Source organism: Cytobacillus sp. FSL K6-0265 (assembly GCF_038003465.1).
Classification (GTDB): domain Bacteria; phylum Bacillota; class Bacilli; order Bacillales; family Cytobacillaceae; genus Cytobacillus; species Cytobacillus stercorigallinarum.
The window spans coordinates 1915110-1928436 of sequence record NZ_JBBOPE010000001.1; the positions used below are offsets into that span (position 1 = coordinate 1915110).

At 36.6% G+C, this 13327-nt stretch carries 12 protein-coding genes; all 12 read left to right on the plus strand.

All coding sequences use genetic code 11. The features are described 5' to 3' along the window. Positions 1-129 precede the first annotated feature (129 nt). The gene (locus MHH73_RS09850; protein ID WP_191812115.1) at positions 130-1662 is read left to right on the plus strand and encodes an ABC transporter ATP-binding protein; all 1533 of its coding nucleotides are present in this window, start codon (positions 130-132) and stop codon (positions 1660-1662) included. Next, positions 1655-2701, plus strand: coding sequence for an ABC transporter permease (locus MHH73_RS09855; protein WP_341066439.1), 1047 nt, complete (start codon positions 1655-1657; stop codon positions 2699-2701). Before MHH73_RS09850 ends, MHH73_RS09855 begins: the two co-directional genes overlap by 8 nt. Then, positions 2702-3661: an ABC transporter permease gene (locus MHH73_RS09860; protein ID WP_191812111.1), complete on the plus strand. Its 960-nt coding sequence runs from the start codon at positions 2702-2704 to the stop codon at positions 3659-3661. A 208-nt stretch (positions 3662-3869) separates the two neighbouring features. After that, complete coding sequence (yfmF, locus tag MHH73_RS09865; protein WP_341066443.1) at positions 3870-5150, plus strand: EF-P 5-aminopentanol modification-associated protein YfmF; 1281 nt, start codon at positions 3870-3872, stop codon at positions 5148-5150. Then, positions 5150-6436: an EF-P 5-aminopentanol modification-associated protein YfmH gene (yfmH, locus tag MHH73_RS09870; protein ID WP_191812107.1), complete on the plus strand. Its 1287-nt coding sequence runs from the start codon at positions 5150-5152 to the stop codon at positions 6434-6436. Before yfmF ends, yfmH begins: the two co-directional genes overlap by 1 nt. Before the next feature lie 64 nt (positions 6437-6500). Further along, a complete protein-coding gene (gene ymfI, locus MHH73_RS09875) occupies positions 6501-7223 on the plus strand; it encodes an elongation factor P 5-aminopentanone reductase (protein ID WP_341066447.1) in 723 nt (240 codons plus the stop codon). A gap of 110 nt (positions 7224-7333) precedes the next feature. Next, positions 7334-7579 carry a DUF3243 domain-containing protein gene (locus tag MHH73_RS09880; protein ID WP_191812102.1) on the plus strand — a complete coding sequence of 82 codons (246 nt, stop codon included), beginning with the start codon at positions 7334-7336 and terminating at the stop codon, positions 7577-7579. Positions 7580-7794: 215 nt separating this feature from the next. After that, a complete protein-coding gene (locus MHH73_RS09885) occupies positions 7795-8592 on the plus strand; it encodes a DUF3388 domain-containing protein (protein WP_341066449.1) in 798 nt (265 codons plus the stop codon). Positions 8593-8604: 12 nt separating this feature from the next. After that, positions 8605-9492 carry a helix-turn-helix domain-containing protein gene (locus MHH73_RS09890; protein WP_341066451.1) on the plus strand — a complete coding sequence of 296 codons (888 nt, stop codon included), beginning with the start codon at positions 8605-8607 and terminating at the stop codon, positions 9490-9492. Positions 9493-9645: 153 nt separating this feature from the next. After that, the gene (pgsA, locus tag MHH73_RS09895; RefSeq protein WP_191812097.1) at positions 9646-10224 is read left to right on the plus strand and encodes a CDP-diacylglycerol--glycerol-3-phosphate 3-phosphatidyltransferase; all 579 of its coding nucleotides are present in this window, start codon (positions 9646-9648) and stop codon (positions 10222-10224) included. Positions 10225-10240: 16 nt separating this feature from the next. Beyond that, complete coding sequence (locus tag MHH73_RS09900; protein WP_341066453.1) at positions 10241-11473, plus strand: competence/damage-inducible protein A; 1233 nt, start codon at positions 10241-10243, stop codon at positions 11471-11473. 353 nt (positions 11474-11826) lie between these two features. Then, positions 11827-12867, plus strand: coding sequence for a recombinase RecA (gene recA / locus MHH73_RS09905; RefSeq protein WP_191812093.1), 1041 nt, complete (start codon positions 11827-11829; stop codon positions 12865-12867). The last annotated feature ends 460 nt before the right edge of the window (positions 12868-13327 follow it).

A 13327-nucleotide genomic window follows, 5' to 3' on the forward strand; every position in this document is an offset into this window, starting at 1 on the left:
CATACAAATGATCCTTTTCAATTAGGTTTTTAAAAATAAGCCTAAAATTTCATAAATGGATGATAAATCAATAATAAATAAAAAAGTGAGGTCTGACCTCTAACTACATAAGGGTAAGGAGTGGAGATGGTGGAATATGTTATTGAAATGCTCAATATTCGTAAAGAGTTTCCGGGTATTGTAGCGAATAATAATATCACACTTCAAGTAAAACCAGGAGAAATTCATGCGCTCCTCGGAGAAAATGGTGCAGGAAAATCAACGTTAATGAATGTTTTATTCGGTCTTTATCAACCTGAAAAAGGGGAGATTAAAGTCAGAGGTAACAGTGAAAAAATCACCAATCCAAATGTCGCGAATGAACTAGGTATTGGGATGGTTCATCAACATTTCATGTTAGTTGATAAATTCACTGTAACAGAAAACATAATTTTAGGGAAAGAAATCACTTCGAAAGGAAAAATTGATTTAAAAGAAGCAGAAAAAGTAGTTAGCGATATTTCGCATAAATATGGTTTATCTGTTGATCCAAAAGCAAAAATTGCAGATATTTCTGTAGGTATGCAACAGCGAGTTGAGATTTTAAAAACACTTTATCGAGGGGCAGATATTTTAATATTCGATGAGCCTACTGCGGTGCTAACCCCACAGGAGATTGCAGAACTTATCCAAATAATGGGTAAGTTGATTAAAGAAGGTAAATCTATCATTCTGATTACACATAAACTTAAAGAAATTATGGAAGTATGTGACCGAGTAACGGTCATTCGCAAAGGTGAGGGAATTGGAACGCTGAATGTATCTGAAACGAATCCTGATGAATTAGCAAGCTTAATGGTTGGTAGGGAAGTGACGTTTACAACTGAAAAAACAGAAGCTAAACCGGAAGAAGCGTCATTAGAAATACAATCACTTACAGTTAAAGATTCTCGCAATATCACTGTAGTTGATAATTTAAACTTAACAGTCAGAAAAGGGGAAATTGTCGGTATTGCAGGGGTAGATGGGAATGGACAAACAGAATTGGTAGAAGCAATTGCTGGATTAAGAAAAGTAGAAAATGGGTCAATTTTATTAAACAATAAAGAAATAACAAAATTAACTACTAGAAAAGTAACTGAATCTGGCATTGGACATATACCGCAAGATCGCCATAAACATGGTTTAGTATTAGATTTTACAATTGGTGAAAATATGGTGCTACAAACCTATTACCAACAGCCTTATTCCAAATCAGGCATGATGAATAAGAAAGCGATTTATGAAAAAGCAACTAGATTAATAGAAGAATATGATGTCCGAACACCTAGTGAATATACACCAGCTCGCGCGCTTTCTGGAGGTAATCAGCAAAAAGCGATTATCGGCAGAGAAGTAGACCGTAATCCGGATTTGTTAATTGCTTCACAACCGACGAGGGGGCTTGACGTGGGTGCAATTGAATTCATCCATCGTAAGTTAATTGACCAAAGAGATCAAGGCAAAGCCGTGCTCTTAGTTTCTTTTGAAATGGACGAAATCATGAATGTGAGTGACCGTATTGCTGTTATCTTTGAAGGGAAAATCATTGCAATGGTTGATCCAAAGGAGACGTCAGAGCAAGAGTTGGGCTTATTAATGGCTGGTTCAACAAAGAAAAAGGCAGGTGATGGAAATGTCTAACCGTATGCAAAATATATTAATACCGATCATTGCTGTCCTACTTGGCATCATTGTCGGGACTATTTTAATGATTGTAACAGGTTATGATGCCGTTGCTGGGTTTATTGCTCTTTGGAATGGCGCATTTGGTGATGTTTATTTTTTAGGTGAAACAATTAGGCAAATCATCCCCTATATATTAGCCGGCCTTGCAGTCGCATTTGCTTTTAAAACAGGCCTTTTCAACATCGGAGTTGAAGGTCAATTAATAGTAGGTTGGTTAGCTGCTGTTTGGGTAGGTGTAGCTTTTGAACTACCAAAAATCATCCATTTACCTTTAGCTGTGCTAGCCGCTGCTTTAGCGGGTGCGTTTTGGGCCTTTATTCCTGGTTTTTTGAAAGCGCAATATCGTGTTCATGAAGTAATAGTCACGATTATGTTGAATTATACAGCACTTCATATTACGAACTATATTATTCGAACTAAATTGTCAGAAGGTAGCGATAGTTCAGATCCAATTGCTGAGACAGCAAGTCTTCGTTCACCTTTATTAGAATCCTTAACAGATTACTCTCGTATGCACTGGGGAATCGTTATTGCCATTATTGCTGTTATTATTATGTGGTTTATTTTAGAAAAAACAACGAGAGGATTTGAGTTGAAGGCTGTTGGCTTAAATCAACATGCATCAAATTATGCAGGGGTGAACGTCAAAAAGAATATTATTCTTTCCATGGTGATATCCGGAGTGTTTGCTGGATTAGCTGGTGCTATGGAGGGGCTTGGGACTTTCGGATATGCTGCTGTGAAAAGTGGGTTTACCGGAGTCGGTTTTGATGGTATCGCTGTAGCTTTATTAGGTTCGAATTCACCGATAGGGATTGTTTTGGCAGCGATTCTTTTCGGAAGCTTGAAGGTTGGTGCGCTCAATATGCCACTAGAAGCAGGCGTTCCGAACGAGTTGGTTGATATTATTATTGCTTTAATTGTATTCTTTGTGGCTTCAAGTTATATGATTCGATTACTCATAAGAAAGATTAATAAGAAGGGGGTGAAGTAAGTGGGTTTCATGGAAATATTAATGATTATTGTGCCAACTACTTTACTTTGGGCAGCACCCCTTATTTTCACCGCGTTAGGTGGCACTTTCTCAGAACGTTCAGGTGTAATTAATATTGGATTAGAAGGATTAATGGTGATTGGTGCTTTTACAGCAATTGTCTTCAATTTATCATTTGCTGATACATTAGGTGCATGGACACCGTGGGTTTCGCTACTAGTAGCCATGCTAGCTGGAGTCATTTTTTCAGCTATTCATGCGGTCGCATCCATAACCTTTAGAGCGGATCAAACCGTTTCTGGTGTCGCAATAAATCTGTTGGCGGTAGGTGTTACCTTATTTCTAGTTAAATTTATTTATGGTAAAGGGCAAACAGATATCATTCAAGAGAGCTTCAGTAAAATAGATATTCCGCTCTTAAGTGATATCCCGTTTATTGGTCCAATATTCTTTTCTAATACGTATTACACTTCGTTTGTCGCAATCATTTTCGCTGTGGTTGCTTGGTATGTGATTTATAAGACAAAATTTGGTCTCAGATTACGGTCTGTTGGTGAACATCCAATGGCCGCAGATACAATGGGGATTAATGTGACGAAAATGCGCTATTATGGTGTACTACTATCAGGTGCGCTAGGTGGTATAGGTGGTGGTGTATATGCCCAAGCGATTTCTTCTGATTTTGGTCATGCGACAATTAGTGGACAAGGGTTTATGGCATTAGCTGCAATGATATTTGGCAAATGGCATCCGTTAGGAGCAATGGGCGCAGCGATATTCTTTGGTTTTGCCCAAAGTTTGAGTATTATTGGTTCTAGCTTACCGCTATTAGAGAATATCCCGAATGTATATCTACTTGTTGCACCATATGTATTAACAATTATTGCACTCACTGGATTTATTGGTAGAGCAGATGCGCCTAAAGCATCTGGTATACCTTATGTAAAAGGAAATAGATAAATAAGTAAAAGTCTCGGGTTTGAACCTGAGACTTTTATTTTACGTATTCTTCCTAAAAGATGTCTGCAAGATTAGCATAGGATAGGTGTTAACGTATATAATAGAAAATATTGTTTTCTTTTCATACATATACTAAAAAGATGACAAAATAGGAAGAAGTGTGCTCCAAGTATTGTTTTTTAGGTAAAAGGAATAAGGAGGTTTATTAATGAATATTACAACAGAAACGGTTAAAGCCATTGATGGTGTGAAGCTTCATCAAATTAAAACAGATAAATATAAAACGAATACGATTGTTTGGAAAATGAAAGCGCCTCTAAGTAAAGATACTGTCACACTAAGAGCTTTATTACCGCATGTATTAGAAAGTAGTAGTGCAGCTTACCCTACAACGGCTAAGCTGAGGGCATACTTAGATGAGCTTTATGGCGCATCCTTGTATGTGGATTTATCAAAAAAAGGGGAATACCACATTATTTCTATGACCATTGAAATGGCAAATGAAAAATTTCTATCTGACCAGACCCCATTACTTAGAAAAGCTTTTGAATTACTGTCTGAGTTATTGCTACGTCCATTATCAAATAATGGAGCTTTTGACCGAGAGGTGGTTGAGAGTGAAAAAAGGACTTTAAAGCAGCGGATACAAGCTGTTAATGATGATAAAATGAGATATGCTAATTTACGCCTTGTACAAGAAATGTGTAAAGATGAAGCCTATGCTCTCCATGTTCATGGTGAATTAGACGATTTACCATTAATTACAGAATCGTCCCTTTTTCAGTATTACGAAAGGGCTCTAGCTGAAGATGAGCTTGATTTGTATATGATTGGTGATATAGATACGAATGAAGTTGAACAATATGTTCGTGAATTACTACCTTTTAAAAATCGTCCTGTTAAAGAAGCTTCTTTAATAAGAGGAAACGATTCGATTGAACCAGAAACGATTAAGGAAGAGCAGGATGTGAAGCAAGCAAAATTAAATATTGGCTATCGTACCGGTATCAATTATGGTGACCCTGAGTATAGTGCTTTGCAAATATTCAACGGAATTTTTGGTGGGTTTTCGCATTCAAAATTGTTTATTAATGTGAGAGAAAAAGCTTCTCTAGCCTATTATGTTGCCAGTCGGTTGGAAAGTCATAAAGGTTTGTTAATGGTGATGTCTGGAATTGATAATAGCAGCTATGGGCAAGCAACTTCCATTATTGAAGAACAATTAGAGGAAATGCGGAAGGGTGCCTTTACAGAGGAGGAAATTACGCAGACAAAAGCGGTTATTCAAAACCAAATGTTAGAAACAATGGATACGGCAAGAGGCGTCGCAGAAGTGCTCTATCATAACATCGTTTCTCAAAAGAAAATGGACTTAACCCAATGGATGAATGGGATGGAGGCCGTAACAAAAGAAGACATCATAACTGTAGCTAAAAAAGTTCAGCTTGATACCATTTACTTTCTTCATGGAAAAGAGGTGCAAAAATAATGGAACAAATCGCATTTGATCAACTGCAAGAAAAACTTTATTATGAAAAAATGGCCAATGGTCTAGATGTATATGTCCTACCGAAACATGGTTTTAATAAGACTTTTGCAACATTTACGACAAAATACGGCTCGATCGATAATCATTTTGTCCCACTTGATAAAAATGGGCCAGTTAAAGTACCAGACGGAATCGCCCATTTCTTAGAGCATAAAATGTTTGAAAAAGAAGATGGAGATGTGTTTCAACAATTTAGTCGGCAAGGTGCATCTGCTAATGCATTTACTTCATTTACTAGAACAGCCTATCTTTTTTCAAGTACTTCAAACGTGCAAGAGAATTTAACAACTTTGATTGACTTTGTCCAAGATCCTTATTTTACTAAGGAAACGGTAGAAAAAGAGAAAGGTATTATCGGACAAGAGATTACAATGTATGATGATAATCCCGACTGGCGTCTATATTATGGTCTAATAGCAAATCTATATCATCATCACCCAGTGAAAATTGATATTGCGGGAACAATTGCAAGTATTTCTGACATTACGAAGGATATGTTGTATGAATGTTATCATACCTTTTATCATCCAAGTAATATGCTACTTTTTGTCGTTGGCCCAGTTGAACCAGAAGAAATTATTGCTCAAGTAAGGAAAAATCAGGATAGTAAAAATTATAGTGAACAGCCTTCTATCGAAAGAATTTTTGATCAAGAGCCACAAACGGTTGCTGAAAAGTTAAGTACATTAAGAATGAATGTACAAACTCCGAAATGTATGGTCGGCATTAAAACTAATGATGCGAGTCAACAGGGGGCTGAGATGCTTAAAAAAGAATTAAGCCTAAATGTCATGTTAGACTTGTTGTTTGGTAAAAGTACACAACATTACAACGATCTCTATCGTGAAGGTTTAATTGATGATACTTTCTCTTACGATTATTCCCAAGAATCTGGATTTGGTTTTGCGATGATCGGTGGAGATACAAGTGACCCAAATAAACTTGCTGAGAAAGTGAAAGAGATTTTATTGCAGTCTACAAATGGTTCAAATTGGGATGAAGCGGCACTTCAACGCTCAATCAAGAAGAAAATTGGAGGGTTTTTAAGGGCACTTAACTCCCCTGAATATATAGCCAATCAATTTACTCGTTATTCATTCAATGATATGGATCTCTTTCAAATTGTTCCTATTTTAGAAAATCTGACATTGGATGATATTAATCAATCTGCCAAAGAATTAATCTCTGAAGAAAGAATGTCTGTATGTCAAGTGTTACCAAAATAATTGATGCTAGCCCGTTTATAGATGGGCTAGCTTGATTTATGTATTAGTTTTTTGGAGGAAAGCAATGAAAAAATTTGTATTAATAACGGGAGCTAGTGGAGATATTGGCGGAGCAATTGCGCAGGTATTAGCGAAAGAAGGTTATTCCCTTTATTTGCATTATCACAAAAATCAATTACGCATTGAGCAGTTAATGACAGCATTGAATACTTATGGCGGGGAATATATCGCTATTTCTGCAGATTTAACTTCTCCTGAAGGATATCTAAAAATTGTTGAAAATATTTTTTCCGTTGACGCAATAATCCATTGTAGTGGTCAGGCTTCTTACGGTCTATTAACAGATATGAATGAGGTCGATATCCAACATTTAATGAACGTACACGTCTTAAATCCGATTTTATTAACGAGAGCATTAATGCCAAAACTTGTAGCAAAACAGCAAGGAAATATCCAGTTTATCTCTTCGATATGGGGACAAACAGGCTCTGCATGTGAAACAGTCTATTCCGCTGTTAAAGGGGCTCAGATTAGCTTTGTAAAGGCATTAAGTAAAGAAGTGGCTTATAATGGCATCCGTGTGAATGCAATTGCACCAGGTGCCATTGAGTCGAAGATGATGGCATCTTTTAACGAAATAGAAGTGGAAGATATTAAGAATGATATCCCGATCGGTAGATTAGGTCATCCAAATGAAGTTGCTCAAGCGTGTGCCTTTTTATTATCTGACGCCTCTTCTTATATAACTGGTCAAACCATAAGCGTCAATGGCGGATGGTATACATAAGAATGAATAATTTATTTCACCTCGTTGCATGATAATATTGTACGTTTTAATATTTTGCATTTGCACCATCTAGCTGTTGAGGCAAATGTCTATAACGAGGAGGAAATACAATGTCTGTACTAGATAATTGGCAACAATGGAAAGATTTTTTAGGTGAGCGTTTAGAACAAGGTCAAGAGCAAGGGATGAACCAATCTACAGTTAGCGAAATTGCTTATCAAATTGGAGATTATCTTGCTGGTTCAGTAGAGCCTAAAAACGACCAAGAAAAAATTCTTGCTGATCTTTGGTCTGTCGCAAGTGAGGAAGAACAACATGCGATTGCTAATTTAGTGGTGAAATTAGTTCAAAAATAATTAGCGAGTAAGGGAAAAGCAATGGAGGTGTACATGCCTTTAATTGCTTTTTTCTTATTTTATATATATTTTTACGTAGGAAAAGGATTTTCCTTTCATATTAGTGGAAAATCATATATTATAGTACCTAGATTTAATTAAAAATAAATTAATATTGTGATGAAATTATGTAAATAAGATTATCTGGAACTGTAGGCGAATAAGGAGTGTTTTAGGTGGAGAAAAAAGAATGGTATTTCGAATATGAAATCCAAAAAAACAGACCTGGATTACTCGGAGATATTTCATCATTGTTAGGGATGCTTTCCATTAACATTATTACCATTAATGGAGTTGATCAAGGTAGACGTGGAATGCTGATTCTTGCTAAAGATGATGACCAAATCGTTCGATTGGAATCAATATTAAAGACAATGGATACGATTAAGCTCATTAAACTAAGAGAGCCAAAGCTTCGTGATCGGCTGGCTGTGAGACATGGGAGATACATACAGAGAGACGCAGATGATAAGAAGACTTTTCGATTTGTCAGAGATGAGCTCGGTCTTTTAGTAGACTTTATGGCAGAATTATTTAAGAAGGAAGGCCATAAATTAATTGGTATTCGTGGCATGCCTAGGGTGGGGAAAACAGAATCCATTGTGGCATCAAGTGTTTGTGCGAATAAGCGCTGGCTGTTTGTTTCGTCAACGCTACTTAAACAAACGATTCGCAATCAATTAATTGAAGATGAGTATAGCGATGATAATTTATTTATCATTGATGGAATTGTCTCGACAAAAAGAGCAAATGAACGTCATTGGCAACTTGTGAGAGAAATAATGAGACTTCCAGCTATTAAAGTAATCGAACATCCTGATATTTTCGTGCAAAATTCAGAATATACTTTGGATGATTTTGATTATATTATCGAACTTCGTCACGACCATGATGAAGATATTGTCTATGATGTAGTCGAGCGTAACAATCATAATATGTTCTCCGACACAGGCTTCGGAGGTTTTGATTTTTAGTAATGTTGGAAGGTGTTAGTTTTGACAGAATTAGGTAGTCGTTTAAAAGAAGCTCGTTTACAAAAAGGAATGTCTCTTGATGAGTTACAGACAGTTACAAAAATACAGAAGAGATATTTAATCGGCATAGAAGAAGGTAATTATCGAATCATGCCGGGTAAGTTTTATGTGCGGGCTTTCATTAAACAATATGCAGAGGCAGTAGGCTTAAATCATGAAGAGTTGTTAGATGAGTATAAAAGTGAAATTCCAGCAACAACCAATGAAGATATTCCAGAGAAACTTTCTCGTGTACAAACAAGTAAGAATATTTCTCCTTCAACTTCAAAGCTTTTAGATGTTTTACCAAAAGTTTTAATTATTGTCTTTATCATTGGTGTTCTTGCCGTCATTTATTATTTTGTTGAAAATAGCGCATCTGATAGTGATAAGCAATTAAATGAAGACAATAATAACCCAGGTGCAATTGTTGAAAATAATATGCCTAAAGATGAGAAACAGAACGAAGATGCTGCATCTGAGAAAGATAAAGAAGATGCACCAGATGAAAAAGCAGAAGAGGAGAAACCTGTTCAAGAGATAAGTGTACAAGAATCCTCTGGTAAAAACACTGTATATGAATTGAAAAATACGGATACATTTATATTAACTTTATCAGCTGAAGGAAAAAGCTGGGTGAGAGTGGCTAGCGCTACCAATGAAACCTTCTACGAAGAAACAATGGAAGAAGGCGTTGAAAAAGAGTTAGATTTAACAGATCAAAAAGAAGTACAAGTAATCATTGGCAATACAACTGCTACTGAAATTAAAATCAATGATAAGAAGCTTGAATATGAAGTTTCACCATCAGAGTATGTAAACCAAAACATTACGATCCGTTTTACATCGCTTGGCGAATAGTCATCAACCATTGATGACTATTTTCGTGTTTAGCCCTTGAGGTGGGAGGTATAGTATGAATGCTAACATTGCACTTTAGGCTTTATTGCTTTTTTTTGATAAAATATGATCATCCCACCCAGGGAAGAATTACATAATTACCGGAGGGAACTTATGAATTTACCAAATAAGATTACGATTTCAAGGATATTGTTAATACCAATTTTCATTATTATTATGTACAACCCTTTCTCATGGGGAGACATGAATTTTATCGGTGTGACACTCCCTATTGCTCATTTTGTTGGCGCGCTCATTTTTATCTTCGCTTCCGTTACGGATTGGATTGATGGCTATGTAGCGAGAAAGTATCAATTAGTCACCAATTTAGGGAAATTTTTGGACCCTTTAGCAGATAAGTTATTAGTTTCAAGCGCATTAATTATCCTTGTAGAATTAGGGATGGCTCCCGCTTGGATTGTCATTATTATTATTAGTAGGGAATTTGCCATTACCGGTCTTCGCCTGATTTTAGCAGGTGGTGGTGAGGTAGTTGCGGCAAATATGTTAGGTAAGATTAAAACGTGGACTCAAATTATTGCTGTATCTGCGTTGTTGTTGCATAATACAATCTTCGCATTGATTTCATTTGACTTTGCGACATTTGCTTTATGGGTGAGCATGGTGTTTACTGTATGGTCTGGCGTTGATTACTTTATTAAAAACAAACATGCCTTTACCAATTCAAAATAATAGGAGAGTGGTCATCATGAATGCTGAAATTATTGCTGTTGGCTCTGAGTTGTTATTAGGACAAATCAACAATACGAACGCCAAATTTTTATCACAGCAGTTAGCTGACCTTGGTGTGAATGTTTTTTATCATACGGTCGTCGGAGATAATGCGGGCCGACTAGAGTCTGCTATAAAAATTGCTGAAAATAGAGCTGAACTCATTATCTTCACTGGTGGGCTCGGTCCGACAAAAGACGATTTAACAAAAGAAACCATTGCTAAACATTTGCAAACAGATCTCGTAATGGATGATACAGCACTCGCGTCTATTGAAGAATATTTTAAACGGACAAATCGTCCAATGACTGAAAATAATCGTAAGCAAGCCTTAGTGCTATCTGGTGCAAAAGTACTTCCTAATGATTACGGTATGGCACCTGGTATGTTTTATCGGAAAGAAAATAAGCAATATATGCTGTTGCCTGGTCCACCAAAAGAAATGGAACCGATGTTTTTGAAGTACGGGTTTTCCGCAATTAAATCACAAGCAGTAGAAGAAGCAGTTATCTCGTCGCGTGTCCTTAGGTTCTTTGGCATTGGTGAAGCAATGCTAGAGGCGGAAATAGAAGATATACTTGATAACCAAACGAACCCGACGATTGCACCGTTAGCTGGAGATCATGAGGTCACCTTGAGGTTGACAGCCAAACATCATAATATTGATACGGCTATACAGCTTTTGGAAGAGAAAGAGAAAGAAATTATGGCAATAGTAGGAGAGTACTTTTACGGTTTTGATGATACGTCTCTCTTTAATGAGCTCTCAAAAAAATTGCAAGAAAAGAATTTAACTCTGTCTGCTGCGGAGAGTTTAACTGGGGGCATGTTCCAAGAAACATTTACATCGTTTCCCGGAGCCGGTGGGCTATTAAATGGTGGCGTCGTTTGTTATACAAATGAAGTAAAAGCAAATGTACTACATGTAAAGCAAGAAACAATTAAAAATGATGGTGTAGTCAGTGCTACATGTGCAAAGGAACTTGCGGAAAATGTCGCCAAATTAATGGAAAGTGATATTGGTGTAAGCTTTACGGGTGTTGCGGGACCTGATGAATTAGAAGGCAACCCAGTCGGCACAGTATATATAGGGATTTATCACGATGGTGAAGTGAGGGCTGAGAAGCTCAATCTCGGTGGTTCTCGCACATCAATTAGAAAGAGATCATCTCTTTATGGCGCCTATTTTCTATTGAAGTCTTTGGCGTAGCGAGGTATTAAAATATTGAAGAAATCCGGACAATGATTAAACGTTGTTCGGATTTCGCACTTTTATTGAAGCAATAGATACATGTTGTGCCCCCCCTGGTCGCTATTTTAGCTAAAGAAATAGTCAGAGATTAAAAGAAATTTGAAGTTTATGCTAAGAAAGAGATTTGATAATTGGATTTATATTTAGCAAAACCATCATTTTTACGAAAAAACCTACTGACGAAAAAAACGAATGAATGTTCGACTTTTTTCTCGACAAAGTCATAAAAAAAAGCTATAGTATAAATATGAAATCGCAAGAACTGATGATAAATTTATCATAGATAATAGAAATTTAAAGGAGGAAATAGCATGAGTGATCGTCAAGCAGCCTTAGATATGGCGTTGAAACAAATAGAAAAGCAATTTGGTAAAGGCTCGATTATGAAGTTGGGAGAACAAGCAGAGCGCAAAATATCCACAATTCCAAGTGGGTCATTAGCATTAGATACTGCTTTAGGGGTAGGTGGATATCCGAGAGGACGTATCATTGAAATTTACGGTCCTGAAAGTTCTGGTAAAACAACTGTTGCCCTGCACGCCATTGCTGAAGTACAAGCAGCAGGTGGACAAGCAGCATTTATCGACGCAGAGCATGCACTTGACCCTGTATATGCTCAAAACCTTGGGGTTAATATTGATGAGCTTCTTTTATCACAACCAGATACAGGGGAACAAGCGCTTGAAATTGCTGAAGCTTTAGTTCGAAGTGGTGCCGTTGATATTTTAGTTATTGACTCTGTAGCTGCTTTAGTACCAAAGGCAGAAATTGAAGGAGAAATGGGAGATTCTCACGTCGGCCTTCAAGCAAGATTAATGTCTCAGGCACTAAGGAAACTATCTGGTGCGATTAATAAATCCAAAACGATTGCGATTTTCATTAACCAAATTCGCGAAAAAGTAGGCGTTATGTTTGGTAACCCTGAAACAACGCCAGGTGGGCGGGCATTAAAGTTCTACTCAACGGTACGGTTAGAAGTGCGTAGAGCAGAAGCTTTAAAGCAAGGCAATGAGATTGTTGGTAATAAAACAAAAATTAAAGTTGTAAAGAATAAAGTGGCTCCTCCTTTTAGAGTAGCGGAAGTTGATATCATGTACGGTGAAGGTGTATCAAAAGAAGGGGAAATTATTGACCTCGGATCAGAAATTGATATTGTACAAAAAAGTGGTTCTTGGTACTCCTATAATGATGAACGATTAGGTCAAGGAAGAGAAAATGCAAAGCAATTCCTTAAAGAGAATACGGAAATTCGTTTGCAAATCCAAGAAAAAATCCGCGAGTACTATGGTTTAGATGTAGATAAATCTTCTAACAGCGATGATGGACAAGAAGAATTTGAACTAATCGATTAAGTGAGAAATAGGAGAGTTTAGGCGACTGCTGCTCTTGTTACTTTGAAAAGAAAGAGATATTCACAACTTATGATAAATATAGTTGAATATCTCTTTTTGTATAGACGAATTGTTTCGGAAAGAATCGTTAACTTCTTTGGCTCATGATTATACATAATAACAGGCATTATGGACTTATACTCTACCTTCAAGTACTTGACAATGAAATTCTGCGGCTTTACAATTAAAAATGTATAATTTACATTTTTTATATGTTAATTTGCATATTTGCTAAGGAAAGGTAAGAATTACCTTTCAGAAGATATTCTGTTGTTAACAATGGAGTAAGCTTCCAAATAACTGTATTATTTGCAAACAATAGGAAGAATGAAAGCGTTGAAAAGCTTAAGTGCAGTATATTGTTAAAGACGGTATACATGCCAACACTTTAAAAACGTAACAAAAAAGTTTATAGCAAGAG